Annotated in this window: 25 protein-coding genes; 6 read left to right on the top strand and 19 right to left on the bottom strand. The window is 46.4% G+C overall.

Annotation, left to right across the window (positions count from 1 at the left end):
* Positions 1-94: 94 nt before the first annotated feature.
* From OL444_RS25450 to OL444_RS25520, 15 genes are all read right to left on the bottom strand, one after another.
* A complete protein-coding gene (locus tag OL444_RS25450; protein ID WP_264728878.1) occupies positions 95-1,888 on the bottom strand; it encodes a DEAD/DEAH box helicase in 1,794 nt (597 codons plus the stop codon).
* 172 nt (positions 1,889-2,060) lie between these two features.
* The gene (rimO, locus tag OL444_RS25455; protein ID WP_264728875.1) at positions 2,061-3,368 is read right to left on the bottom strand and encodes a 30S ribosomal protein S12 methylthiotransferase RimO; all 1,308 of its coding nucleotides are present in this window, start codon (positions 3,366-3,368) and stop codon (positions 2,061-2,063) included.
* Between the two features lie 221 nt (positions 3,369-3,589).
* Complete coding sequence (locus tag OL444_RS25460; RefSeq protein WP_264728873.1) at positions 3,590-4,471, bottom strand: cupin-like domain-containing protein; 882 nt, start codon at positions 4,469-4,471, stop codon at positions 3,590-3,592.
* Positions 4,472-4,685: 214 nt separating this feature from the next.
* Positions 4,686-5,648: a signal recognition particle-docking protein FtsY gene (gene ftsY / locus OL444_RS25465; protein ID WP_264728871.1), complete on the bottom strand. Its 963-nt coding sequence runs from the start codon at positions 5,646-5,648 to the stop codon at positions 4,686-4,688.
* A gap of 327 nt (positions 5,649-5,975) precedes the next feature.
* Positions 5,976-6,149, bottom strand: coding sequence for a DUF4295 family protein (locus tag OL444_RS25470; protein WP_264728870.1), 174 nt, complete (start codon positions 6,147-6,149; stop codon positions 5,976-5,978).
* Positions 6,150-6,223: 74 nt separating this feature from the next.
* The gene (gene rpmG, locus OL444_RS25475; RefSeq protein WP_264728868.1) at positions 6,224-6,406 is read right to left on the bottom strand and encodes a 50S ribosomal protein L33; all 183 of its coding nucleotides are present in this window, start codon (positions 6,404-6,406) and stop codon (positions 6,224-6,226) included.
* Between the two features lie 31 nt (positions 6,407-6,437).
* On the bottom strand, positions 6,438-6,674 hold the full coding sequence (gene rpmB / locus OL444_RS25480) for a 50S ribosomal protein L28 (protein WP_073086206.1): 237 nt from the start codon (positions 6,672-6,674) through the stop codon (positions 6,438-6,440).
* Positions 6,675-6,864: 190 nt separating this feature from the next.
* On the bottom strand, positions 6,865-7,452 hold the full coding sequence (locus OL444_RS25485; protein WP_264728861.1) for a carboxymuconolactone decarboxylase family protein: 588 nt from the start codon (positions 7,450-7,452) through the stop codon (positions 6,865-6,867).
* Positions 7,453-7,538: 86 nt separating this feature from the next.
* Positions 7,539-8,093 carry a peroxiredoxin gene (locus OL444_RS25490; RefSeq protein ID WP_264728859.1) on the bottom strand — a complete coding sequence of 185 codons (555 nt, stop codon included), beginning with the start codon at positions 8,091-8,093 and terminating at the stop codon, positions 7,539-7,541.
* Positions 8,094-8,672: 579 nt separating this feature from the next.
* The gene (bshB1, locus tag OL444_RS25495; RefSeq protein WP_264728856.1) at positions 8,673-9,404 is read right to left on the bottom strand and encodes a bacillithiol biosynthesis deacetylase BshB1; all 732 of its coding nucleotides are present in this window, start codon (positions 9,402-9,404) and stop codon (positions 8,673-8,675) included.
* Positions 9,405-9,450: 46 nt separating this feature from the next.
* Entirely contained in the window at positions 9,451-9,948 is a 498-nt protein-coding gene (locus OL444_RS25500) for a hypothetical protein (RefSeq protein WP_264728854.1), read from the bottom strand.
* A gap of 46 nt (positions 9,949-9,994) precedes the next feature.
* Positions 9,995-10,615, bottom strand: coding sequence for a DUF4294 domain-containing protein (locus OL444_RS25505; RefSeq protein ID WP_264728851.1), 621 nt, complete (start codon positions 10,613-10,615; stop codon positions 9,995-9,997).
* 80 nt (positions 10,616-10,695) lie between these two features.
* Positions 10,696-11,700 (bottom strand): alpha/beta hydrolase, encoded by a 1,005-nt coding sequence (locus OL444_RS25510; RefSeq protein ID WP_264728849.1) that lies wholly within the window; start codon positions 11,698-11,700, stop codon positions 10,696-10,698.
* A 171-nt stretch (positions 11,701-11,871) separates the two neighbouring features.
* Positions 11,872-14,355 (bottom strand): cytochrome c biogenesis protein CcsA, encoded by a 2,484-nt coding sequence (gene ccsA, locus OL444_RS25515; protein ID WP_264728847.1) that lies wholly within the window; start codon positions 14,353-14,355, stop codon positions 11,872-11,874.
* Positions 14,356-14,447: 92 nt separating this feature from the next.
* Positions 14,448-14,846: a cytochrome c maturation protein CcmE domain-containing protein gene (locus tag OL444_RS25520; protein WP_264728845.1), complete on the bottom strand. Its 399-nt coding sequence runs from the start codon at positions 14,844-14,846 to the stop codon at positions 14,448-14,450.
* A gap of 238 nt (positions 14,847-15,084) precedes the next feature.
* Here OL444_RS25520 and OL444_RS25525 point away from each other — a divergent pair, with 238 nt between their 5' ends.
* From OL444_RS25525 to OL444_RS25535, 3 genes are all read left to right on the top strand, one after another.
* The gene (locus OL444_RS25525) at positions 15,085-16,128 is read left to right on the top strand and encodes an agmatinase family protein (protein WP_264728844.1); all 1,044 of its coding nucleotides are present in this window, start codon (positions 15,085-15,087) and stop codon (positions 16,126-16,128) included.
* A gap of 16 nt (positions 16,129-16,144) precedes the next feature.
* Positions 16,145-16,732, top strand: coding sequence for a hypothetical protein (locus tag OL444_RS25530; RefSeq protein WP_264728841.1), 588 nt, complete (start codon positions 16,145-16,147; stop codon positions 16,730-16,732).
* A gap of 75 nt (positions 16,733-16,807) precedes the next feature.
* Complete coding sequence (locus OL444_RS25535; RefSeq protein ID WP_264728839.1) at positions 16,808-18,103, top strand: radical SAM family protein; 1,296 nt, start codon at positions 16,808-16,810, stop codon at positions 18,101-18,103.
* An 18-nt stretch (positions 18,104-18,121) separates the two neighbouring features.
* On the opposite strand, the gene OL444_RS25540 is transcribed toward OL444_RS25535, so the two are convergent.
* The 3 genes from OL444_RS25540 to OL444_RS25550 form a co-directional block, all read right to left on the bottom strand.
* Positions 18,122-19,024 (bottom strand): AraC family transcriptional regulator, encoded by a 903-nt coding sequence (locus tag OL444_RS25540; RefSeq protein WP_264728837.1) that lies wholly within the window; start codon positions 19,022-19,024, stop codon positions 18,122-18,124.
* A 175-nt stretch (positions 19,025-19,199) separates the two neighbouring features.
* A complete protein-coding gene (locus tag OL444_RS25545) occupies positions 19,200-19,634 on the bottom strand; it encodes a hypothetical protein (RefSeq protein WP_264728835.1) in 435 nt (144 codons plus the stop codon).
* A 67-nt stretch (positions 19,635-19,701) separates the two neighbouring features.
* Complete coding sequence (locus OL444_RS25550) at positions 19,702-20,922, bottom strand: MDR family MFS transporter (protein ID WP_264728833.1); 1,221 nt, start codon at positions 20,920-20,922, stop codon at positions 19,702-19,704.
* 143 nt (positions 20,923-21,065) lie between these two features.
* Here OL444_RS25550 and OL444_RS25555 point away from each other — a divergent pair, with 143 nt between their 5' ends.
* From OL444_RS25555 to OL444_RS25565, 3 genes are all read left to right on the top strand, one after another.
* A complete protein-coding gene (locus OL444_RS25555; RefSeq protein ID WP_264728831.1) occupies positions 21,066-21,956 on the top strand; it encodes a hypothetical protein in 891 nt (296 codons plus the stop codon).
* Positions 21,957-22,129: 173 nt separating this feature from the next.
* Complete coding sequence (locus tag OL444_RS25560) at positions 22,130-23,575, top strand: DUF5723 family protein (protein ID WP_264728829.1); 1,446 nt, start codon at positions 22,130-22,132, stop codon at positions 23,573-23,575.
* 105 nt (positions 23,576-23,680) lie between these two features.
* On the top strand, positions 23,681-24,970 hold the full coding sequence (locus OL444_RS25565; RefSeq protein ID WP_264728827.1) for a bifunctional folylpolyglutamate synthase/dihydrofolate synthase: 1,290 nt from the start codon (positions 23,681-23,683) through the stop codon (positions 24,968-24,970).
* Between the two features lies 1 nt (position 24,971).
* On the opposite strand, the gene OL444_RS25570 is transcribed toward OL444_RS25565, so the two are convergent.
* The gene (locus OL444_RS25570) at positions 24,972-25,532 is read right to left on the bottom strand and encodes an NUDIX hydrolase (protein WP_264728825.1); all 561 of its coding nucleotides are present in this window, start codon (positions 25,530-25,532) and stop codon (positions 24,972-24,974) included.
* Positions 25,533-25,535: the final 3 nt, after the last annotated feature.

The following is a 25,535-nucleotide window of genomic DNA, read 5'->3' on the forward strand; positions in this document are numbered from 1 at the left end:
TTTTGTAAACAGCGGGATAGTTCTGACAGATGCCTGTAAAAATAAAAAGGTGCCCCTAAGGACACCTTTCTACTCTATTACGGTTAAAATGAGATTAGTATTTACGCTTGAATGGAGGTTTGCTGCCACCACCGGAAGACTCACGTTTGTCGCCACCGCGGTATCCACCGCCCGGACGGCTGCCGCCTTCTCCGTTCCAGCTTCTTTTACGTGTGCCGTCTTCTCTGCGCGGACCACGATCGCCACCACCTGTACGGGCACGTTTATCGCCGTCCTGAGACATTTCGATCCGTACACTGCGGCCGTTGTATTCTACTTTCTTGAATGCCTGCGTTACCTTTTCAAGTTCGTCATTTTCCACTTCAAAGAAAGAGTAAACACCTTTCAGATCAATTCTGCCGATCTTGTTACCACGTACGCCTGTGTTGTCGCACAGGTAGCGCAGCATATCGCCCCGGTTGAAATCATCTACTGAACCCAGGTTGATGAACAGACGGGTAAACTTACCGTTGTTACGGCTGCCGCGGCTGCCATCATCTCCCACAGAAGAACGTCTGTCGTCTTTGGCATTCAGATCCGGTGCATCCTGGTAGTACTCCAGGAACTGGTTAAACTCCAGGGACGCAAAACGTTTGATCAGTTCTTCCTTGCTCATGGTTGCAAACTCTTCGTATATGCGTTCCAGGTAAGGTTCAATCTGCTCTTCGTTTACAGTTACGTTATGTACTTTATGTACGAGACCGAACAGTTGCTTTTCGCATACTGCAAAGCCATCGGGTACTTCTGCTTTTGTAAATTTCTTACCGCTCACGCGTTCGATCTGGCGGATTTTTCCGATATCCCGGCTGCTGATAATAGCAATAGAGATACCTGATTTACCGGCACGACCGGTACGGCCACTTCTGTGGGTGTAGTTTTCTACGTCATCCGGTAAGTCGTAGTTGATAACGTGTGTAACGTTGTCAACGTCGATACCACGTGCGGCAACATCCGTTGCTACCAGCACCTGCAGCGCTCTTTCACGGAAACGTTTCATTACCTTATCACGTTGCTGCTGGGTCAGATCCCCGTGCAGTGCATCTGCATTATAGCCATCCTTGATGAGCGATTCTGCGATTTCCTGTGATTCGATTTTTGTACGGGTAAAGATGATACCGAAAATTTCAGGGTTGAAATCCACGATACGTTTCAGTGCAGCGTATTTCTCGCGGGGACGTACTACGTAGTATTCGTGTTCGATATTAGCGTTACCGCTGTTTTTGTTACCTACCGTCAGTTCAAACGGATCTTCCATGTATTTCTTTGCGATGCGGCGCACTTCCTGTGGCATAGTCGCAGAGAATAACCAGGTTGTTTTTTCTTCCGGTGTGTTCGATAAGATATTATTGATGTCTTCCTGGAATCCCATGTTCAGCATTTCATCTGCTTCATCCAGTACTACATAACGTACGTTATCAAAATTGATAGCACCACGGTCGATGATGTCCAGTAAACGGCCGGGAGTAGCTACGACAATGTGTACGCCTCTTTTCAGTTCGCGCAACTGTTGTACGATGCTGGAACCGCCATATACCGCTACGGTATTCACATCGCCCAGGTATTTGCTGAAGTTTTTCAGGTCGTTTGTGATCTGCAGACACAGTTCACGGGTAGGACATAAAATCAGACCTTGTACCTTATTCAGCTTGAGGTCCAGTTGCTGCAGCAAAGGCAGACCAAAGGCGGCTGTTTTACCGGTGCCCGTCTGGGCCAGACCTACGAAATCGCGGTCGCCTCCTAATAATACCGGTATTGCCTGTTCCTGGATGGGAGTTGGGGAAACGAAGCCCAGGTCCGTAATTCCCTTTAAAATAAGCTCTTGTAAGCCCAGTGATTCAAATGTAGTCATTGATTTGCATTGATCGAGCTCCGTCGGGAGCTGTGTAAAGCTTTTAGCTGTTAGCCATCCGCTGTTGAAAATATTTTTATTGATTACCGGCCGACAGTCTTGTACTGCCTGCCAATGGTGAGAAGAACCGCTTTACTGGTAGCTGACAGCTAACAGCTAAACAATTCCTGTTTTATACCAGCTCACCTTCCAGGTCGTAATCAAACGCTTTAGTGATACGTACTTCCACGAAATCACCGGGTTTCAGGCGTTTGGTGGTATTGATGATCACTTCGTTGTCTACTTCCACAGAATCGAACTCGGTACGGGCAAGGTATCTGCCGGATTCTTTTTTATCTACTATTACTTTAAAGATCTTCCCTACTTTTTCCTGGTTTTTCTCCAAAGAAATTTCCTGTTGCACTTCCATGATTTCCTGTGCCCTGCTTTCTTTTTCTTCGGCAGAGATATTATCCTCCAGTTCATGGGCGCTGGTGCCTTCTTCGTGACTATAGGTGAATACACCTACTCTGTCAAAACGCATTCGTTCCAGGAAACCTTTCAGCTCTTCCACATCTTCTGTGGTTTCACCCGGGAAGCCGGCAATCAACGTAGTACGTAAGCAGATACCCGGTACTTTGGCGCGGATCGCCTGCACCAGTTCTTCAATCTCTTCTCTTGTAATCTGGCGTTTCATTGCTTTCAGCATAGCGTTGGAGGCATGCTGGAGTGGCATATCCAGGTACTTGCAGATGTTGGGGAATTCATTCATGACATCCAGGATTTCCATCGGAAATTTGGTAGGATAGGCATAATGCAGTTTGATCCACTCCAGTCCTTTTACCCCTGCAAGCGCCCGCATGAGATCCCCCAGGCGGCGTTGTTTGTAGAGATCCAGACCATAATAAGTCAGTTCCTGCGCAATGAGCATGATTTCCTTTACACCGGATTTCACCAGTTTTTCGGCTTCCAGTACCAGTTCTTCGATGGGTTTTGAAACGTGTCCGCCACGCATCAGTGGGATGGCACAGAAGGAACAGGTACGGTTACAACCTTCGGCGATTTTCAGATAGGCATAATGAGAAGGGGTACTGAGTAACCGTTCACCTACCAGCTCTGATTTATAGTCAGCGTCGAATTTTTTCAGGATCAGCGGCAGTTCCATGGTACCAAACCAGGCGTCTACCCCTGCAATTTCAGATTCCAGGTCGCCCCGGTAACGTTCACTTAAACAGCCGGTCACGTATACTTTATCCAGTTTACCCCGTTGTTTCAGATCTACCTGTTCCAGAATAGTATTGATGGATTCTTCTTTGGCTTTGTCGATGAAGCCGCAGGTGTTTACCACTACGATATTATGGTCCCGTTTGGCACTTTCATGCACTACATCGATGTCATTGGCCAGCAGTTGTCCACTCAGGACTTCTGAATCAACCATGTTCTTGGAACAACCAAGCGTAATAATGTTAACCTTGTCTTTCTTTAAAGTTTTCGTCTTCAAGCGCGAATGTTTTAGAGCATGTGGTCAGGTATAATCTGACCCGCTTACCGCCACGAAGACACACAGACACTAATTGAATAAAACAGCAGACTTACTGTACGTGACTTGAGCCTTAGTGGGGGTTAAAATAAGGAAGGTGCAAAGGTAATAAAAAGAATTGACAATTATAAATTTTAAGATAAAGATTTACATTTCAACAACTTACAAATCCTTTTTCTAATTTACTGCACCGATTTCAGTAGCTTTTCTGCACGATCACGGGCTTTTTTACGCTTATAGTGATACCACCATTCGGGAGCCATTTTGATCATCAGGTTATTCATCCCCCTTAATCCTACCAAATGATACAAACCATTCAGCTTACCGGTTAAGGTAGGGTCCAGTGCCCGCAGACTCATCGCAAATCCGCCATCCATATATTCCATATGGTGCCAGTAGCCACCCGGCATAAACAGCGTATCGCCGTGATGCAGAATCGTGGTATGCCCCTGGGCATATTTTAATGCCGGAAACTGTTCCGTATCGAGCTCTTCATGCCAGTTGACAAAGCTGGCCGCGCTCTCTACCGTAAAGGGCATCCGGTAAATATAAGGGGACTGCTTGTTTTCCAGTAACAATACTCTTTTACGCCCCAGGAACTGGGTATGGAAGATATGCGACAGGTCAATATCATAATGCATATGTGCGATTGAACCTGCTCCGCCCACAAATAACATCGGGTATTTTTTCAGAAAACCGGAAGCGAGGATATCCGGCCAGGTAAAGTCTTCCACCAGTTGGGGTACATGCTGAAAAATGTTGAAAAGGAAAATGCGCAATTTTACCGGGCCGCGCTGGATCATATCCAGGTAATCGCCGAAGGCGATATAGTCATCTGCTCCATTTACCAGGGTATTGGCGCCGGCGCGTTCATTATTGTAAACACCCACCATTTTGTCCCCTACGACAGATTTAAAATAATCCCATGTCCATTTGTCATGAGCCTGCCAGTTTTTACTTAAGCCTCCTGCTGTAATCACAACAGGCTTACGGGGTTTGTAATAGTTCTCTTTGAATTCTGCTGGTGTAATGTTATCAACTCGGTCTATGTGTTTTACTATCATAACTGACGAATTGTTAAAGAGGTACAAAAAGGGAACAACTATTCAAATGTAAAAATGTAAGGAATTACGGATCGTTTAAATTTAAGTGTAAAAGAACGGGAGTGGATGAAAGAGATCCGGGCCGCCTGTAGCGCCCGGATGAATATTTTACTACAATCTATCGCTGGCAAGATGTATGCCGGTTGTCTGACAATCATTCATAACAACCAATAGATCAATTATTTATACTGAAAAGAGAATCTACAAAAGCTTCTTTGTTAAACACCTGCAGATCTTCCATTTTTTCGCCGATACCGATATACTTCACCGGGATTTTGAACTGATTGGCTATAGCCAATACCACGCCACCTTTTGCAGTACCATCGAGTTTGGTAATGGCCAATGCTGTTACTTCCGTTGCTGCAGTGAACTGACGGGCCTGTTCTACGGCGTTTTGTCCGGTAGATCCATCCAGTACCAGCAGCACTTCATGCGGGGCATCCGGAATCACTTTTTTCATCACGCGCTTAATTTTACCCAGCTCGTCCATCAGGTGCAGCTTGTTGTGTAAACGACCAGCTGTATCAATGATAATAACATCCACATCTCTGGCAGCACCGCTTTGTACGGTATCAAAAGCTACAGCACCCGGGTCAGATCCCATTTGTTGTTTTACAATCGGTACACCGGCACGGTCACTCCAGATCGTCAGCTGATCTACAGCCGCAGCGCGGAAAGTATCCGCCGCACCCAGTAATACAGATTTACCGGCTTTTTTGAAATTATAGGCGAGTTTACCGATAGTCGTGGTTTTACCAACACCGTTTACCCCTACCACCATGATAACATAAGGTTTTTTGCCAGCGGGCACATCAAAGTCACGGAAACCGCTATCCGGGGCATCTACCAGCAATGCGGCGATTTCTTCCTGCAACATTCTGTTCAACTCACCGGTTCCCAGATACTTATCTTTCGCTACCCGTTGTTCAATGCGGTCAATGATTTTTACAGTTGTTTCCACGCCTACATCAGCAGATACCAAAGCATCTTCCAGGTTATCCAACACTTCCGTATCTACAGTTGATTTACCGGCAATGGCGCGTCCTATTTTGCTGAGAAAGCTCTCTTTGGTTTTTTGTAAACCCTGATCCAGATTTTCCTTCTTTTCCCTGGAAAATAGTCTGTTGAAAAAGCTCATAGTTTAGTTTAATTAAGATGGTCATCCGGAGATGCCCCTCTATTTTTGATGCAGCCCCCTTTGGGCGCAGTATAGATTTCAAACAAGTTGCTAAAATACGTCTTTTGTGTTAACAATTACTGCGTGGTATGCTATCAAAATGCAGTGTTCCCTTCAGCGGGACATTTCAGGTGTATTGTTCAACAAGGTACTACCAATATTTGGTTTCTGGTGAGATATCCTCCGGGGGATGCCGTTGCGTCTCTTTACATCATTCATGAGCGTATACCAACACAAAAAGCTGTCCGTTTAACGGGACAGCTCTTCAGTATTATTAGTAAAGCCGAATTACTTTTGGTTAATGTGCTCCAGCACTTTATCCTTATGCACGATAGCCTCTTTAAAAGTATACGCACCAGTTTTTGGAGAACGTACTGCTTTTACTACTTTAGTCCACACTTTCGATTCCGCTGCTGCTTTAGCATCTTTTACCTTCGAGTTCTTTGAAGCTGCTTTTGCCATGGTATTCTATTGTTTTTATGGTCTAATGGCTATATGGCTGGTATGCAAAACAGCCATTCACCATCAACAATTTACTATTTAATTTCTTTATGTACAGTAACTTTCCTTAAAATAGGATTGTACTTTTTCAACTCCAGACGTTCAGGAGTATTTTTCTTATTCTTGTTAGAGATGTAACGGGAAGTTCCGGGCAGACCAGTGGTCTTATGCTCTGTGCATTCCAGAATTACCTGTACTCTATTACCTTTTTTTGCCATTGCGTATTACAAATTAAGTGAGTCCTTAGAATTAAATTTCCTGACCTGCAGCACGTAATTCTTTCACTACTGCATACAAACCTCTCTTGTTGATGGTTCTTAAACCGTCAGCAGATACTTTTAAAGATATCCACTTGTCTTCTTCCGCCAGGAAAAAACGTTTTTTCTGCAGGTTAGGTAGAAACCGTCTCTTTGTCTTAATGTTGGAGAAGGAAACATGGTGACCTGTAATCGGCTTCTTTCCTGTCACCTGACATACTCTTGCCATGATCTAAAAATTTAGGAATGCAAAAGTCCAATTTTTTTGTGGATTTTACAAATATAATTAACCGAAGTTATTCACAATTTTGCCTAAAAGCACTTTTCCAGGCACCCACTTAAAATATAAACACAATGCAAATAATTGATAATCAATTAAATACAAGACAAATTTCCATCTGTCTTTTTTAATATATTTTTTATAATAATACTACCAGACTGCGTAATACAGCCCCCAATCTCACCGCTTCCAATATCCGCTGCTGTTCTGTTCCATGTTTCTGTAATGCTTCTTCATGAGAAGTTACACACATTTCACAGCCATTCAGCGCAGATACCACCAAACTCAACAATTCAAAAAACTCCTTTCCTAAAACCGGGTTAGCCATAATGCTCATCCGGATGCCCGCAGGAGTAGCGGTATAAAATTCCTTATTCACAAAATGCCGGAAACGATAAAACACGTTATTGGCATTCATCAGTGAAGTACAACTAATGACCTCAGCCAGTTCCTTTTCATTCGCGCCTTCCTGTACAGCCAGTTTGGTAAACGATGCTTCCAACGCGGCATGCTTCTCATTTACGGCCACTGCCAGACCTATCATGTAAGCCTCTTTTTTAGACAGGGTAGCTGCTCCAATCGAATTGGTCACATTTATCTTCAGATCTTTCAGGTAACGTGCATCGGTGCTTACCAACGACTGCAGTTTTTCTGATACCGGCCATTCATTCAATCCCACTACTTCCAGCAATTGTACCGCTGTATCCTGATTTGTAGATGCAAACATAACAGATAAAATTTTAATTACTAAATAGCCGGGATAATACCCTTACCAGGCACGTCCCGGCTATCAGCAGATAAACTTAAATAAACTTATACCGCCAGGGTAGCTTCGCCTTTATTCCAGTTGCAAGGGCACAGCTCATCTGTTTGCAGTGCATCCAGTACACGCAGTACTTCTTTCACGTTACGGCCTACAGACAGGTCGTACAGGGAAACCCAACGTACAATACCTTCCGGATCTACGATGTAGGTAGCACGGTAAGCAACTTTTTCATTTACTTCCAGGATACCCAGTTCAGTAGCCAGGGATTTAGATGTATCAGCCAGCATCGGGAACTGCAGACCACGCAGATCTTCATGATCTCTTCTCCATGCAGCGTGTACAAACTCACTGTCAGTAGAAGCACCAATCAGGATTGCATCACGGTCAGTGAAATCCTGTGCATGTTTGTTAAATTCAGCAATTTCGGTAGGACAAACAAAAGTGAAATCCTTAGGCCACCAAAACATCACCATCCATTTTCCGGAACTTTTCAGCTCTTCAGAAGACAGCTCGTAAAATTCTTTGCCTTTTTCTATTGAAACAACCGCTGTTTTTTTGAATTCGGGAAACGCTGACCCTACGGATAAAATAACATTCTTCATAAAATAACTATTTCTATTTTTTGATTTACAGACTAGACTATTAATTTTTTACCGCCGCAAAGATGCCACTACATTTAGTAGGAATCAAATAGATTTTAGAAATGTGACATTGAGATTCTCTATATATGTGCTTTTTTCCCGACCAGTTGCTGAATCTGCCCGACACCTGCCTATATAACCAAAAAAAATATCCCGGAATTAACATCTTTATGGGATTTATGCATCATTTTGGCACGTTATTTAGTTATATTAGAAGTGTAATTTTAAATAGCATGGAAATGAAAAAGAAATACGTATTACTGGTGGTTATAACGATTGGACTTGCTTTGATTCCGTTTATCAAAAACAGCATCATCAAACACGATGAATTTGACGCTACTAAAGATCTGTTCATTTAGTGTTTAGCGGGTCTGACATACCCTTTAGCAGCTCCCTACACAGGGACCGGCTTTTTATTGCTGTTCAATTATATATAAGCACACCTAAAACATTACGGATGTGATAACAACCGGCGCGAATACTTTCCGCTTATGATTGTCATCACATCCGTAATTATTTTTATATATCTGGTACTACGCCTCAGGTTACCTCATTAATCAGGTCGGCAAAATTCCGGATCCCCACCATCTTGGCAGAAGTATAACCTTCCGCATACGCCACTCCTACCATCTTACCCAGCATTTTAGCCCGGTATATCACGCTATCAAAGAAACCACTGCCCGAAATATAGGTTTGCGGCTCATGATCTTTGGCAGCCAGAAACTGGGAACTGAAACTCCGGATAGCATCCAGCTTCTTTTCCATTACCGGTGTAATATCTACTACAAAATCAGGTTCGTGGTAGCGGTCCTGCAGGAAATGAAATACCTGCTTCGGCCGCCAGGCAGCCTGCTCCTGCCCATCGGCTCCTTTGGTAATCACTTTCCGCAATCCGGCCAGAAAACAGCTGTCGGCAATCAGTTTACCGGCGCGGCCGTGATCCGGATGGCGGTCATCCATCGCATTGGCCAGTACAATGTCTGGCTGGAACTTACGGATAGCGGCAATAATCGCCAGCTGCTCCATCGTATCATTCCTGAAAAAGCCGTCTGCCAGCCCCAGGTTTTCTCTTACTTCCAGTCCCATGATCTTTGCGGCGTCCTGTGCTTCCTGTTCCCGAAGCTCAGGTGTACCCCGCGTGCCCAGTTCTCCCCGGGTGAGATCCACAACGCCTACTTTCATGCCTTGCTGCGCATGCACCATCAATGTGCCTGCACACCCCAGCTCTACGTCATCAGGGTGCACAGCAATAGCCAGTATATCCAGTTTCATATGCTTGTAAATTGAGGTGCAAAGATGAGAAATTATTTCATTCTCCTCAATCTTCGGTACTCCGGATCAGGATGCCTACCTTATTGGCAGGAACGAGGTATTGCTCCCGTGATTTTTTGTCAGTTATAATTTGCAGGGACCGGAATGTCTTTTTATCCAGGGTCATCATCCGGGCTTCATCCGTTGGGGTGACAGGTTTGTCATTCACAATGAAATAGCAGCTGCTGTCATTCATGTAACATTTCATCAGGCTATCGTAGGCCGGGGCCACCTCCCGTAATAAAGCCTGTACCCGTTTGCGGGCGAAAGGCTTGGTTTCCATATATACCACCCCATTGGCTGCCTGGCTGCCATATTTCAGGATAGCCCGCCTCCCTTTGGCAATGGTAATCACGCCTATCTGATCGGCCGATAACTGGCTGACAGCCGCTGGTGTTACCAGCACACTATCCAGCACATATACCGGATCATCGTTTTCTTCTTCCTGCGCGAAAACGCTCAGCGATGTAAATAAGAGGCAAATAAATAAGATCCGTGCTTTCATCATATTTCCTTTTTCAAGACAGGCCAATATTACGAAGATAGCAGCATTAATTATAGGCACGGAATTGTTGGTATAGCTCGAGTTCCTGCACAATCACTTCAATATCCTGGTCTTCCTGTTTGTCGTAACCGCTTTTCAGGTTCCCCCCGAAGAAAAAGGCTACTGTTTGCCAGATTCGGGCATTAAACCCACCTTTCAGCTCCTTGATAATTTCATAGCAGCTTTGCCCGGTTTCCCGGTCAATGAGTTTCATCAATACTTTCCCCTGGTATATGGAGAGGTTCTGTAGCTTATCTCCAAATTGTGCTTTCAGTTCTTTTTCCTTGGAGGCCAGGAATTCTTTCCGCTCTCTTTTTCCGGACATGGCAGCCAGGCGGCCGTTCACATCTTTCAACACCCGCGCGGCCGACTTGGCATAGGGATAGGTAACGTAAACGGCATTACGCAAACGGCTCCAGCGTTCCCGCTCCTTACGGAGCGCTCTGGGCATCTTTTCCACTACATCCACAATGGCAAGGGTGATCACCGGAATGGTATCATTGCCCACTACAATGGCATGTAACGGAATCACATCCGCACCATGTGCCTCCTGCGCCTTTGCTTGCCGGTGGCACAGTGAAGCGCCCAGCATGAAAAAGATAAACGCAATGTACTTCAGGCGATGCATATGTTTTTTAACGTTATTTAGCCATTCAATATTACCACAAGTTAAAAAAGATTTTGAGACGTGGCGTTAACAAAATCGTTCTATTGTACTGGTATCATCTTCAGCTTTTCCTGTGCAAAAGCATTCACTGTCCTTTCTACCGCAGGGATGTCTTTGGAGATGAGTGAGCTCCCCAGTACATGCCCTCCGGCGCCTGGTATCGGCACGGCTATTTTCAGACTGTCGGGTGTACCCAACTGCTGTGTCATTTGCAAAATAGCAGATACCCGTACCGTAGGATCCTGATGCTGCGCATCTTTATAATAATACATGTTCAATACCGGCTGATGTATCTTGTTGAAAGTGGCGGCATGCATACCTGCCTCCAGCAGGTTTTGCAGCTGCACGACGGCCTCCAGACGATAATCACTATTCCAGTACTGTGCCCGCACCGGATCTTCTTCTCTTGTTTGCCGGAAATCCCCTTTACTGACCAGCCGGGCCAGTTGCAGCCCCCAATGGTCATTGACCAGGAAGGCCAGTTTATCATTGATGGCGATATTGGGCGACATATTGATCAGGGCATACACATCGTTGGGATAGGCAGCAGCCAGCATCAATCCCAGGGTACCACCCGTAGACGTTGTCATCAGAATAACTTTATCTCCCAATGCTTTGCCAACACTCAACGCAGCTTCTGCATCTTTCCACAAACCGGCGGCCGTCATGTGCAACAAGGGATCGGAAGTATCAATGCCATGCCCGTCGAGGCGCGACAAATAAAGGTTACAACCAAAACGGCGGGCAAAATCAAGATGTACCGGATCTCCTTCCTTCTGGCTGGCAGAAAATCCATGCAGGTATACCACTGCATAGGGGGTTTTCCGATGCGTAGTATCATGCCAGATGATACGGGCTTCATTGTCGGGTTTCAGCCGGTGCGCAGCTTCCCGCTGCTGCACATACTGCATCAATGCGCCTGCCTCCTGCGGTACCGGCGGCAAGTTATGATCAAAAACAGGAGATGCCGGCGCAGGGCCTGAAAAATATATCACTGCCAACACCGCAATAATGAGCAGGGATATACGCAACCACCGTTGTTTCATAAGCATATTAATAATTAGGATAAATCTACAGAAGATTTTTCAAACCGGGCCATTAAGAAAGGATTACGTATCAACATCCGTAAATGCACCGGGGAGAAGACAACAGCGGATCTGCTCCGCGTATGTCTTCTCCCCGGTATTTTATAAACAGGTACTGTTATAAGTGATGGTCTAGCGTCTTCTGGTGCGCTGGTAAATACTCATACCGGTACCTACTACTGTAATGATAATACCCAGCCACAATACATTGATATAAGGGAATACCAATGCTTTCATTACTACGTAATCATTGTAGGAAGCGGCTTCTTTTACTTTCAGCTCTATTTTGTTCTCCGCAGGCATAATTTTGGTGAAACGTACATTCAGGGCCAGCGGCGCCAATGTATCTTCCACACTGTACTGGTAGCTGCTGTCGCGGATGAAGTAAATCGGCTGCAGTTTGAAGTGATCATCAGTCTGGGTATATACTTCCAGTTCTGCTCCTACAGCCAGATCGCCTTGTTGCGGTGCATAGTTGCGGCCTTGCGGTTTAGGATTCAGTCCTTTCAGCACAATAAATCCTTTGGAGAAGAATACAGAGTCACCCTGTTTAATCACGTGTGTAGTATACTCAGTGGTATCTGCCTTTGCCTGTTCTTCCTTATTCGGTGCGGCCGACACATAGGTGAAGATATCCTTCGTCAGATAGTGCCGGGATGCCGGGTTGGAAGAAATGGCATTTTCTTTCTTATTGACAAAAGCATCCGGATAAAGCGTAAATTTCTCCAGTACTTCACCGGTAGTTTTATCTTTTCTCTCGTAATGCATCACGTAGTACGTTTTCGGATCGCCGGGAGCAATAGAGTCGCCCTTATAGGTGACATGATAATCGCCCATCTGTACCTGTACGTCCTTCGGCAGCATGATATTCTCCCGTGGGTTTTGTTTACTCTCCTTCCGGAAGAAACCATCATTCAGCATCTTCATACGATCAATGGAAATGACTTCCATTTTGGCAGAGGATAAAAGGACCCCTAACAACACCATACCAAAGCCGATATGCGCCACAGAAGCACCGGCAGATTTCACTTTACCTTTCAGTCCTATGATAATGTAGGAAAAGTTTCCTACGATGGCATAGATACTGGCAAACAGCATCAGGTAGATGGCAGTCAGGAAGCCGGCGCCATAAGTGGTATAGTTGATGCTTCCTTTCCAGGCAATCAATCCTGTAAATAATAAGGATACAACGGTAGGCAGCAGCAGCTTTTTCGTCAGCTGGCCACGAGGCGTATCTTTATATTTCATGAACTGTACCACCGCTGTTAATACGCCTACCACAATGGCAATCCAGATCTGGATTTTGTTATAGTGGAATATACTGTCTGATGGCGGTGCAATATCATCTAACTTAAACAGGGCTTTCAGTCCTGTCAGATCCAGCAATTTATTCCATACCGGAATGGAGGTAGTGAAGGTAATCTGTATGGCTGCAATCAGCAGAATCAGGGAACCTACAAACAGCCAGAACTCACGGGAGTAGCTGCTTTCCTCTTTATTCACAGAAGGAATTTCTTTTCTGCGTACAATCAATAATATGATAGAAGGTACGGTAAATACCAGCATCGCAATCAGCAACTGCGCACTCATACCCATATCGGTAAAGGAGTGAACAGAGGTGTCACCCAATACACCGCTCTTTGTCAGGAAAGAGGAGTACAGAATGAGGATGTAGGATATAAAGAAAAAGAAGATGGTAGATTTCAACGCATGACCGGTGTGCTTATAGGCCAGCAGCGTGTGTACCCCTGCAACCAGCGTAAGCCAGGGTACCAGCGAGGCATTTTCCACCGGATCCCACGCCCAGTAACCGCCGAAGTTCAGGGATTCATAAGCCCAGGCCGCACCCATCATGATACCGGTACCCAGCAGCATCACGGCAAACAGGGCCCATGGTAATACCGGTTTCACCCAGCCCGTGTAATCGCGGGTCCAGATGCCGGCAAAGGCAAACGCAAACGGAATAATCATAGAAGCAAAACCCAGGAACAATACCGGCGGGTGAATAACCATCCAGTAGTTTTGCAGGGTAACGTTCAAACCATTTCCGTCATGAATATGGGTGAGATAATCGGCCTGTTGGAAGATAGGAGCCGCCTGGTTTTCCTGCGCTTCTCTCAGCAACATAAACGGATTGCTACCCACTTTATAACCCAGTATAAAGATACCCAGCAGCATGCTGGCCATAATTACCTGTGCGAGGGAGAAAACGGTCATCACTGATGCTTCCCATTTTTTGGCCGTACGGATCAGAATGAGCCCCAGAATACTGTTCCAGATACTCCAGAGCAGGAAGCTTCCTTCCTGATCAGACCAGAGACTGGACAACAGGTATTGAATGGGCAGATCGCGGGATGTATTACGCCACGCGTATTTGTATTCAAAATAGTGGTTATAGAGTACAAAATACAGACAGGAGAAAATGGCAATCACGGCAGCGGATTGAATCGCAAATGCCCAGCGCGCAAGCTTTCTCCAGGATTCCTGTACAGCAGGTTCTTTTATCTTAACAACATTATAATAAGCCACGGTGGCTACTATGGATGCTACAAATGCCAGTATGGCAAAGAAGTGGCCCAACTGGCCCGGTAATAAGTGTTCCCCTACAAACTTCATGAGAGACGGATCGATTTAGGGATTTATTTATTTGGTTATACAGCTATATAACAACATACCGCTGCTAACTAAAAAAGTAAATCAATAATATATTATAATTGTTTGGTACTCATCGCTACCTGGTCGTCTTTGTATTTAGACGGACATTTCATGAGTATTTTGCTGCAATGGAATTCATTTCCTTCCATTTTTCCCGTAAGAACTACGGATTCAGCTTTTTCAAAGTCAGTAGGTTTGGCGCCATAGAAAATCACACGTCGTGTTTCTCCGGCTTTATCATGTACGTAGAAGCTAAACAGATTGGCGTCTTTCATTGGGTCGTAGCTCATCGCCTGTAAGGTATCCAGTTTGCCTATGACATGGAACTCCTTACCTTCTTTCTCCCGGGCGGTGGCAAATGTTTCATAGGTACTGAAATCACCTACCATTGTAACGATTACACCTATCGCTACAGCAATAACCACCAGCAGAATAATATTTGTTTTTTTCATATGAAAATTATCTTCCCTATTGTTTGACACAAGCAACAAATCCCCGTCCCGAACGCGTTTCACAGCCTTTCTGTTTCGCCTGTATTTATCTCCTTCCAATTAACCGGGCAAAATTAAGTCAAAAATGACCTTCTTCCGACATTTTTTATTTAAAAGGCAATTCTTTTTATGATAGAGTCGCTGTAAGTAAACATAATACTATCTTTGCGGCGAAAATAGAAAAGTAAGTTTTTTAATCATGGCTGATTTATCTCAATTTGACCCTAACTCAGTAGGTCTGTTGTCGAACAATGTTTTTGGTTTACCTTTTTCCGAAGAAGATGCTAAACTCGTGTTGCTGCCTGTTCCCTGGGAAGTAACCGTGTCCTATAGCAATGGTACGGCACGTGGTCCGGAGCACATTTTCAAAGCATCCCTGCAGGTAGACCTGTACGATGCGGATGTTAAAGATGGCTGGAAACAAGGTTTTTATATGCGCGAGCCGGACAAGCACCTGTTGCTGCGCAGCGATTACCTGCGGAAAGAAGCAGAACTGTACCTGAAATTCCTGACAGAAGGGGGAGATATCTCTGAGAATGAATTCCTGAAAAAAACACTGGTAGACGTTAACAACGGTACCCGTGCCATGAACGAATGGGTATATACCCAAACCAAAGCTTTACTCGAAAAAGGTAAGCTGGTAGGTCTGGTAGGTGGTGACCACAGCACCCCGCTTGGTTTTTTTAAAGCAATCGGAGAGCACAAAGGTGATTATGGTATCTTACAGATAGATGCCCATTGCGACCTGCGCGACGGCTACGAAGGCTTCAAGTATTCCCACGCCTCCATCATGTACAACGCCCTGGCGGAAGTACCTCAGCTGACCAAACTGGTACAGGTAGGTATCCGCGACTATTGCGAAGAAGAGGCAGACTATATCCGCAACAGCAATGGCCGCGTGGAAACCTTCTTCGATAAAGACATCAAAGAAAGACAATTTGAAGGGGAAACCTGGAAATCCATATGCGACAGCATTGTTGCCACCCTGCCCCAGCAGGTGTTCATCAGTTTTGACATCGACGGCCTGGACCCAAAACTGTGTCCGCATACCGGTACACCGGTAGCCGGTGGTTTTGAAGCAGAACAGATCTATTACCTGTTCAAACAGGTATTGGCCAGCGGCCGCCAGCTGATCGGGTTTGACCTGAATGAGGTGAGTGCTTCTCACGACGACTGGGATGCCAACGTAGGCGCCCGTGTACTGTTCAAGCTCTGCAACCTGTTGGTAAGCGCTAATTCCTAATCAGCCCGTTTATTACATGTATAATCTGCGTATCATACATCCCGGTACCGCCAGCAGACTCCGGTTGTTGCCGGTCATGCACGGTCTTACCGGGATCTTATTCCTGTTCAATGCGATCGGTATTTACCGCAGTCCGCAGCCCAACTGGTTCCTGGTATTGTTTTTCCTGGTGCTGGGCGCTGCCTGCCTGGCCTTTCCGTTCACCATTAAAAAGTTCCGGAAATTCACTGAAATAAACACCATTGCCAGGATCATACAGGCATTTATATGCCTGACCGGCAGTTTATACTTCCTGTCGCATCTGCAGCCCACTACCGGACTGCTGCTCATCCTCGTAGGACTGGGCCTGGGCTATATCGGCTGGATCGAGCACCGGATTTTTCAACCGGTTTTCGTCACAGCAGACACCACCGGCATGACCCTCCCAACCACCTTTTCTAAAAGGCTCATTGGCTGGAACGAACTGAATAACGTAATTTTGCGCAACGACCTGCTCACCATCGACTTTAAAAACAATAAAATTATTCAGCTGGAGATATTAGATGAGCCGGGGAAAGAACAGCGGGAAGTCTTAAATAATTTCTTTCAGAGCAGAATTGCCTGAATATAAAGCGTACGACCAATCAGTGACCAGCCGCTGACAGCGGCTGGTCAAATTAGTATATCACAAAAAGCATACATGTTAAAACAAACACCTTATATTTTATACTCAGACGGTGAAGGAAATATCTTTGAAGACACCTCTATGCTCGTAACCGGCCGCAGTGGCTGGGATGCATGGCCGGTGGAAGCAGATGAATGGATTGAATTACCGGAAGGTGGTAACCTGTATGAGTTGCCTGGCCGCCGGGGTATTGGTATCAATGCCACTACCGGCGATATGCAACTTTGTGATAAAGGTTGGGCCGTTGCGGCGTTTATTCCGCCGGCACATACCGGTTTTTACCTGGCTGCCTACGAAACCATGCCAGACGCACCTACCCTGCCCTTATTCTGTTATACGGCTGTAGGCTGGCTCGATGGTAAGTTCTATGTACCTGCTACCCGTATTGAATCAGATATCCGCCAGGAATGCGCCGGATTTGATGCCAATAAAGTAAAACAGGGCGTAAAACAACTGACAGAAGCTTACCCGCACAACAGGCTGGTACAGCACCTGGCAGAGAACTGCGCACTGACTTATGAATGTCCCGCTGCACGTAACTATTTTATGGGCAGATGGGAATGCCCGATTCCTTCCTCTCCGGCCTGCAATGCCAACTGTGTAGGTTGTATTTCCTTCCAGCCGGAAGAAGAAAGCATCGTTTCCACCCAGGACCGTTTACGGTTTAAACCAACGGCACAGGAAATTGTGGAGTACACCGTACCTCACCTGGAAACAGCTCCTTATCCGATTGTAAGCTTCGGACAGGGATGCGAGGGCGAACCCCTGCTGATGTGGGAAACCATCCGGGAATCCATCATTGAAATCCGGAAACATACTCCTAAAGGCAGCATCAACATCAATACCAATGGCAGTAAACCCGCTGCAGTACGGGCACTGTGCGAAGCAGGCCTCAACAGCATCCGGGTGAGCTTAAACTCTGCCCAGGAAAAATACTATACCCCTTATTACCGCCCGAACAACTATACTTTTGAAGATATCATCGAGAGTCTGAAAGTAGTACATGAGTTCGGAGGGTGGACTTCCATCAACTATTTTGTATTTCCGGGTATGACGGATAGTGCGGATGAATATGAAGCACTGCGTAAACTGATCCGGGAAACCGGCCTGAATATGATTCAGTGGCGGAACTTCAATATTGATCCGGATTGGTACCTGGGTAAACTGAATATCACCGAAACAGGTGAATGTTTAGGTGTTAAACAACTGCAGGAACTGATTCATGAAGAGTTTCCGGATGTGAAGTTCGGGTATTTCAACCCGCCGATGGAGCGTATCAAAGGTGACTACCTGTCTGACTTTGCCCACTAGTTGATTTTGTTCTTTTTATTATAAGCCATCACTATGCGCGTTCACTTCATCATAACGATATTGGCGCGCATAGGTAGATGGAGACATCCCGGTAACCTTGCGGAAAACGCGGTTAAAGGTAATCGGGTTGTTGTAGCCGGTAGCATAGGCTACGGAAGCAATGCTGTCAAAATCCCCTTTGATCATCTTCTTACAAGCCGCATTAATCCTGATTTCATGTAAAAACCCCAGATAGGTTTTGCGGGTATGTTTCTTAAAATATTTACAGAAAGCATAGGTTGTTAAATGCGCAACCGATGCGATCTTCTCCAACGTAATATTTTCGGCGTAATGTTCCAGTGTATACTGGTAGATATCATTCATGCGCATCCCTTCCGACTCGCTGTAGATATGCCGGGAAAAGCCGGTGGACATCGATTTCCATTCCTTTACATGCTTGGAAAAATATACCAGCATATTCACAAAAGCCAATAACCTTTCCGCGCCGGATAACCGCGTGATACGCAGGATATCTGCCCCTACTTTTTCTTCATAGATACCCGGTAACTGGATACTGAGGCGGGTCTGGAGCAGGAATTTGCGGACATTTTCCATTTCAGGCAGCGAGAATAATCCCTGCAGGCCCTGTTCATGGTCAAAGAAAATATGAATGGCGTGGATATTTTTCTCCCGTACGTTTTCAAAATATTTCGCATCGCTGCGGAACATGTGTGGCTGGTTGGCGCCGATAACATACACATCTCCGGCTTTCACAGGCTGGGTATAGTTGCCGGCAATGAGTGTTCCCTCTCCCTTAATAATTAAGGTAACCTGGGCTTCTTTGTGCCGGTGCAGGTAATTATAAAAGTAGGGAAGGATGTCTTCCTGGATAACTACTGTACCCCCATCGGCAACAGGTACGGTAAATGGAATCACTTTCATTAACCAATTTTACTACTTTTTCCAGGATTTAATCATTTATTGGACAATTTCCGTAAAGCGTTGAACAATTTCAATGAAAGAGGATCCTACAGGGTCAGGCATATCCGGCCAGAAAAACGATTGGTCCGGTATGATCCGGACCAATCAGGGAATAAAGTTCATCCAACGGAAGGCATCAGTTCAGACAGGCCCGGTCCAGTACGAGGGAATACTGTTCGCAGGTACCGGCCGCAAAAGTGACACTGGTACTATAGGCTTGCCGGAAGGGGATACAGCTGATAGTAGTAGGATCAGCACCCACACTTACTCCCAGGTATCCGGTGGCCGTTGCTGTAAACTGAATGGATAACTGATAGGTACCACTACCTCCCTGCGGAAAAGTATAGGGAAACACCGGATTATTGACAGTGTGGGAATATCCCCCACCGTCGCTGAGGGTCATGCTGCTGACGTTTGCTCCCAGGTATTTTTGTACTACAAACCAGGGGCCGCAGCGATGCATATCGGCCACTACAGGAGCAACTGCTACTGACCGCAGCACCTGTGCGCCAGCCTGGCCGGAAAGCCATGTCATGGCAGACAGCAACAGAAAAAATCTTATTTTCTTCATGTTATAGGTATTTCTTATAAAATAAAGAAAAACCACCACTTTCCTGCATTAATAAAGCACCTGATAACTATAGCTGTACTGCTTTAGGGAGCTTTTGCTGTAACCACATAAACCCTCCTGCCGTCATTAAACAAACAGCCGCGGTGATGCCCCACCACCAGTCAAAGCCTACACGTTCCACCACAAAAGCACCGGTAGTAGGAGATACAATATTGGCGATGGAGTAGGAAATGGTATACAACGCGGCATATTGTCCGCGGTTATGCTCTTTACTCCGGCCAATCCAGAAACTGTTCATAAAAGGCAGGCAAAACATTTCACCAAAGGTGATGATCAGCATAAAAACAACAGCTACCATCCACACCGGTGGCCCTATGAGCAAGGCCAGGTAAGCTACAGCTATCATCACGGCGCCGCGGGCAACGAACACCAGACCGGGCTTGGTACCATCCAGGCGGTACACCATCACCATTTCCACTGCAGCAATGAGGATACCATTAATAGACATGTTCAACCCGATAGCCCATTCTTTCAGGTGCAATACTTCCTTGAAATACAAGGGTACAATACTGGAGAACTGGAACAGGCAGATGGCATTGAGGGTACCTAATATTAAAAACCAGATATAAATGTGATCGTGCCACACCCGGTCTGTTTTTTTGCTGGTATTGGCGACCACCTCTTTTGCAGGCGCTGGCACCGGTGGTAAAAAGATCCGCATTAATACCGCAGCCAGCATACAACTACAGCCATCTACCCAAAACAGCAGGTTGTAACTGAAACTCGCCAGGATACCTCCCACTGCAGGTCCTACAGACCATCCCAGGTTGATAGCCAACCGGTTAAGGGCATACGAACGGGTTCTTTTTGAGGGTTCACTGTAAGCGGCAATAGCGATACTGTTGGCTGGCCGGAAAGCATCCCCGACGGAACTCATGATAAATACGCAGACGCAGATTTGCGGAAAAGTGCGCATCTGACCCAATAAAATAAAGAATAAACCGTTAGAGAAAAGGCTCCAGAACTGGACCTGATAAAAACCGATCTTATCTGATAACCAGCCCCCGAGTAAAGCGCCGACAATAGCGCCGGTACCAAAGCAGGCCATCACAATACCTGCCTGGGCGATAGTAAAATGTAAGTGTTGTGTGAGATACACTGTCATGAAAGGAATTACCATGGCGCCACTTCTGTTGATCAGCAACACAAGGGATAGCCACCAGGTAGACGCAGATAAGCCGGTATAAGCATTCTGATAAAGCCGGACTGTTTGTTTTACAGGATTCATAAAGCCAATTCAAAATAAAATAAGACACCAGGGGATTAACAGCATAGTTTTTGCAAAGATTAATAATTCATCTTTTGGATGGGTATATTTTTTCTGGATCAAAACATTAACTTTGGTGCCAACAGGCGCTCAACAAGGCTATCATGGAGGAAAAAAAAGTTAGAAAAAATATTCAGGCACTGGGAGTTACGATCGGCGTACATGCGCTGCTGTTAGTGGCGTTTTTATTTGCCGGTTTTTCTGCTCCTCCTCCATTACCAGACCAGGATCTGGGTATGGAAGTGAACCTGGGTACCTCTGACGAGGGAATGGGCGACGTACAGCCGCTGAATCCCAATCCTCCCGGTGAAACAGCCACAGAACCAGCTACTGCACCGGAAGAAGCCAATACCGCCGCGGAAAAAGATGCCACGCCGCCCGCTGATATAGCCACACAGGAAGATGAAGAAGCACCGGAAATAAAGAAACCGGAAAAGCCAGTTGTAAAACCTAAGGAACTACCTAAAAAAATAGAACCTAAACCTGTCAAGCCAGCTAAAAAGCCTGCAGAAACACCACCAGCTCCGGCACCACCGGCGCCCAAACCCAAAGCAGTATATGGAGGTGGCAGCAGCACCAATAAAAACAGTGGAAACAGTGCCAACGGTTCCAACAATTCTACCGGAGAAGGAAACACAGGAAAGCCCGGAGACCGCGGACAAATTAATGGAGATCCTAACGCCAAAGGCTATACGGGTGGAGGATTGGGTGGTGGTCGTTCCGATTTTCATCTGAATGGCAGAAACCTGATCGGCCGGCCGCAGGTGACCTATGACGGTACCGAAACCGGCTACGTAGCTATTAATATTAAAGTGGACCAGCAAGGCAATGTAATTGCCGCTACTTTCAGTATGAAAGGTTCCACTATCAGTAATCCGCAATTGATCGAGATCGCCAAAAGAGCTGCCAGAAGCGGGCAATTAAAGTATAATGCAAATCCTGACGCACCCGAAGAACAATTCGGAACTGTCCGATTCTTTTTCAAAGCACAATAAACCATGTATTTCCTGAAAGCCGACAGTATGAGTATGTATCAGCATTAGCATGCTGTTTGAACCGAACAATTGTTTCCTGCCTTCAGTGACGTACCAATCATCCTATGCAACTAAGAGCCAATAAGCGCAGCGTTTTTGCGTCTTTACGAAAAACCTGTTTTTCATTGCCAACGATGAGTAATGTTATTAATCGCGTATTATCCGGCACCGTGGTATCCTTACTGCTGGTGAATACTGCTACTGCGCAGACTTTCCCCGGCTATCACAACAGCACCTATGCAGGTATTCACGGCGTTATTGCCAACCCTGCCAGCGCTGCCGGGTCCCGGTATAAATGGGATGTAAACATTATCGGGGCAGATGTGAAAGCCGGCAACACCTACGTCCGCTTTCCCAAATCATTGCTGTTCAATCAGCCGGATAATTTCCGGCGGAACCGCGACTATTTCCTGGACTCCACGGCCCAACGCAGGCAAAGTGGCTGGGGAGCGGCTGAAATAGTGATGCCGTCTGTACTCTACGCCATTGATGAGAAACAATCCATTTCCTTTATCTGGCGGGTACGCAGCAGTGCCAACGGCGGAAAACTCACGACGCCGATCGCCAATTTCTTTGGCATCGACTTCCCCAATCCGCAATATGCCCACCGCGACTTCTATCTCCCACATACCGCCGTATCTGCCAACATCTGGAATGAGATGGGGATCAGTTATGCCCGGGTCATCAAGGAAGGCTACAACAGCCGCTGGAAGGCGGGTATCACAGTTAAATTGCTGGGTGGCATTGCAGGAGGCTATGCGGCAGCAGACAATGTTTCCTTTGAACTGAACAACCGGCAGCAGGCCGATATTACCAGCGGTGTTTTACACTATGGTTACAGTGATGAACTGGATCACTGGCAATCTCCTACCCTCCGCAATTTCCAGCCCTTTCAGAATATAGGCGTGGGAGTCGATCTCGGCGTGATTTATGAATACCGCCCCGATAACGGCGGATTCGGTAAATATGAAGGCACCGATGCCGACGAATACAAATTTCGTATAGGCGTTTCCATTACAGACATCGGCCGTATCAAATACCAGAAAGCAGCCAACAATACTGACCTGAACCTGCGCAAAGACAACGTCAATCCCAATGCCCTTACCTATCGCAATAATGAAGGGCTCCGGCAGTATGCTGCCAGGTTAAACAGGTATTTTACACCTATTGCATCGCCCCGCGATTTTAATATGACATTGCCCACAGCATTAAACCTGATGGGCGACTATAATATCGACAGTCGTTTCTTTGTGAGCGCCAACGCAGTGATTGCCCTTCATGCCGGCAAAAAAGATGTGACTAAAACAACTGCCCTCACCCAGTTTATGGTAACCCCCCGCTATGAAACCGCCCGTTTTGGCGCCTATCTGCCGGTAGTGGTGAACTACGCCGGGCAACTGGATGCCGGGGTGGGCATCCGCTTCGGACCAGTAGTACTGGGCTCTTACAGTATTTTATCCAACCTGGTTCAAAGCCGTGTTAATCATGCAGACGCTTTCGTAGCTTTGCGGATAAATTCGGAGATGTTCAACCGGAGCCGTCAAAAAGATCAGGTAGGATGTCCCGTTAATAATTATTAATAAATTACAGCTGCAGTCATATCGTCTATCCGGCAACTCCTTTGTGAGCTGCCGGATAAATGCATTACCTGCATACCTGATCTATCATAATGGTAATTCATAGTCATGGACGCGTACAAAGAAACCGTAGCCTACCTGTATGAGCAACTACCCATGTTTACGCGGGTAGGCGCTACAGCCTATAAAGAAGATCTCCACAATACACTGGCATTGCTGGAACAGGTAAATAATCCCCATCAGCATTTCCGGAGTATACACGTTGCCGGTACTAACGGAAAAGGTTCTTCCAGTCATATGCTGGCAGCCATTTTCCAGGAAGCCGGCTATAAAACAGGTTTGTATACCTCTCCTCACCTGCTCGATTTCCGTGAACGTATCCGGATCAACGGCGCCATGGTACCGGAATCCTTTGTGGTAGACTTCACCCGGCAGATACAAACCCATATTGATCACATCCAGCCTTCTTTCTTTGAGCTGACCGTAGCCATGGCTTTCAGCTATTTTGCACAGGAAAAAGTAGATATCGCCATCATTGAAACGGGCCTGGGCGGGCGGCTGGACAGTACCAATGTCATTACCCCTGAGCTGTCGCTGATTACCAATATCAGCTATGACCATAAAAATATTCTGGGCGATACCCTGGAAAAAATCGCCGGTGAAAAAGCGGGTATTATCAAATCCGGTGTACCGGTAGTCATCAGTGAAACGCAGGCGGAGATCCGGCATGTGTTTGAACAAACCGCCGCCGCTAAAGCGGCGCCGATCCATTTCGCCGACCAGGAATGGATGGTCGATGGCAGCGATATCACCAGCACACACCTGGCACTAACGTTGATGGATATACGCCAACAGCAGATGCGCCACATTAAACTGGATCTGAACGGACAATACCAGGAAAAAAATGTGATGGGAGTATTATCAGCCGCCCGCGTACTCCAGGAAAAAGGCTGGCAGCTGCATACCGACCAGGTTATCCATGCGCTGACGCATGTCAAGAAACTCACCGGGGTAAGAGGCCGCTGGGAAGTCATCCAGCAACATCCGCTAACCGTACTCGATGTGGGTCACAACGAAGCCGGCATCCGCGAAATCATGGAGCAGCTGCGCCACATGAATTACCAGCAGTTACATATTGTAGTAGGCTTTGTGAAAGATAAAGAGGTAGAAAAAGTATTGCCGTTATTCCCTGCTACGGCGCATTATTATTTTTGTAAAGCACAGCTGCCGCGCGCCCTCGACGAAAACGAACTGGCTGAACAAGCCGCTCACAGCGGGTTACAGGGGCACCCATATCCCAGCGTACAGGCAGCACTCCAGGCAGCACGACAACACGCCCAGCCGGACGATATGATCCTGGTTTGCGGCAGCTTCTTTGTAGTAGCGGAAGTAATGTAGCCTACTTTACCCCCAGCTTTCCGAGATGCAGCAACGCGTAAAAGATACAGGTAGTATGCAGACTTTGTACAATCTTGTTGTCCAATACCAGTTGCTGCAGTTCTGCCAGCGGCATCACCACTACTTCCAGTTCTTCTGTGGGATCCAGTTCCTGTTCCTGCACTTTTACGCCCCCTGTAGCCAGGAACATATGCGTAATATTATTGCTGGAAGCCGGATTAGGCGCAATAGTACCGAGGGAAATCATTTCTTCAAAGCGGTAACCGGTTTCCTCCAGCAGCTCCCGTTGCATAGCCAGCAACGGCGAAGTTTCTCCGGCATCCATAGTACCGCCGGGAATTTCCAGTAAGGTTTTACCAATTCCCTGCCGGTATTGCCGTACCATAATGGCCTGCCCGTCGGCTGTCAGGGCCACGGCGTTTACCCAGTTATTGTATTCGAGCACATAATAAGGCTCTACGATTTTACCACTGGGGGTCAGACAGCGGTCTACCCGTGCCGTTAACCATTGATCTTTAAAAAGATACTCCGATGAGAGCAATTGCCAATCCATATTCATCATATC

Origin of the sequence: Chitinophaga nivalis, from assembly GCF_025989125.1 — a bacterium.
In the GTDB taxonomy this organism is placed as follows: domain Bacteria; phylum Bacteroidota; class Bacteroidia; order Chitinophagales; family Chitinophagaceae; genus Chitinophaga; species Chitinophaga nivalis.

Coding starts and splice junctions, on each gene's coding strand:
- OL444_RS25545 (WP_264728835.1), bottom strand. CDS start 19,634: ATGAAGAAAATAAGATTTTTTCTGTTGCTGTCTGCCATGACATGGCTT.
- OL444_RS25530 (WP_264728841.1), top strand. CDS start 16,145: ATGTATAATCTGCGTATCATACATCCCGGTACCGCCAGCAGACTCCGG.
- OL444_RS25500 (WP_264728854.1), bottom strand. CDS start 9,948: ATGAAAGCACGGATCTTATTTATTTGCCTCTTATTTACATCGCTGAGC.
- rpmB (WP_073086206.1), bottom strand. CDS start 6,674: ATGGCAAGAGTATGTCAGGTGACAGGAAAGAAGCCGATTACAGGTCAC.
- OL444_RS25520 (WP_264728845.1), bottom strand. CDS start 14,846: ATGAAAAAAACAAATATTATTCTGCTGGTGGTTATTGCTGTAGCGATA.
- OL444_RS25570 (WP_264728825.1), bottom strand. CDS start 25,532: ATGATGAATATGGATTGGCAATTGCTCTCATCGGAGTATCTTTTTAAA.
- OL444_RS25510 (WP_264728849.1), bottom strand. CDS start 11,700: ATGAAACAACGGTGGTTGCGTATATCCCTGCTCATTATTGCGGTGTTG.
- OL444_RS25555 (WP_264728831.1), top strand. CDS start 21,066: ATGGAGGAAAAAAAAGTTAGAAAAAATATTCAGGCACTGGGAGTTACG.
- ccsA (WP_264728847.1), bottom strand. CDS start 14,355: ATGAAGTTTGTAGGGGAACACTTATTACCGGGCCAGTTGGGCCACTTC.
- OL444_RS25460 (WP_264728873.1), bottom strand. CDS start 4,471: ATGATAGTAAAACACATAGACCGAGTTGATAACATTACACCAGCAGAA.
- bshB1 (WP_264728856.1), bottom strand. CDS start 9,404: ATGAAACTGGATATACTGGCTATTGCTGTGCACCCTGATGACGTAGAG.
- OL444_RS25505 (WP_264728851.1), bottom strand. CDS start 10,615: ATGCATCGCCTGAAGTACATTGCGTTTATCTTTTTCATGCTGGGCGCT.
- OL444_RS25485 (WP_264728861.1), bottom strand. CDS start 7,452: ATGTTTGCATCTACAAATCAGGATACAGCGGTACAATTGCTGGAAGTA.
- OL444_RS25535 (WP_264728839.1), top strand. CDS start 16,808: ATGTTAAAACAAACACCTTATATTTTATACTCAGACGGTGAAGGAAAT.
- ftsY (WP_264728871.1), bottom strand. CDS start 5,648: ATGAGCTTTTTCAACAGACTATTTTCCAGGGAAAAGAAGGAAAATCTG.
- OL444_RS25525 (WP_264728844.1), top strand. CDS start 15,085: ATGGCTGATTTATCTCAATTTGACCCTAACTCAGTAGGTCTGTTGTCG.
- rpmG (WP_264728868.1), bottom strand. CDS start 6,406: ATGGCAAAAAAAGGTAATAGAGTACAGGTAATTCTGGAATGCACAGAG.
- OL444_RS25470 (WP_264728870.1), bottom strand. CDS start 6,149: ATGGCAAAAGCAGCTTCAAAGAACTCGAAGGTAAAAGATGCTAAAGCA.
- OL444_RS25565 (WP_264728827.1), top strand. CDS start 23,681: ATGGACGCGTACAAAGAAACCGTAGCCTACCTGTATGAGCAACTACCC.
- OL444_RS25490 (WP_264728859.1), bottom strand. CDS start 8,093: ATGAAGAATGTTATTTTATCCGTAGGGTCAGCGTTTCCCGAATTCAAA.
- OL444_RS25540 (WP_264728837.1), bottom strand. CDS start 19,024: ATGAAAGTGATTCCATTTACCGTACCTGTTGCCGATGGGGGTACAGTA.
- OL444_RS25450 (WP_264728878.1), bottom strand. CDS start 1,888: ATGACTACATTTGAATCACTGGGCTTACAAGAGCTTATTTTAAAGGGA.
- OL444_RS25560 (WP_264728829.1), top strand. CDS start 22,130: ATGAGTAATGTTATTAATCGCGTATTATCCGGCACCGTGGTATCCTTA.
- OL444_RS25550 (WP_264728833.1), bottom strand. CDS start 20,922: ATGAATCCTGTAAAACAAACAGTCCGGCTTTATCAGAATGCTTATACC.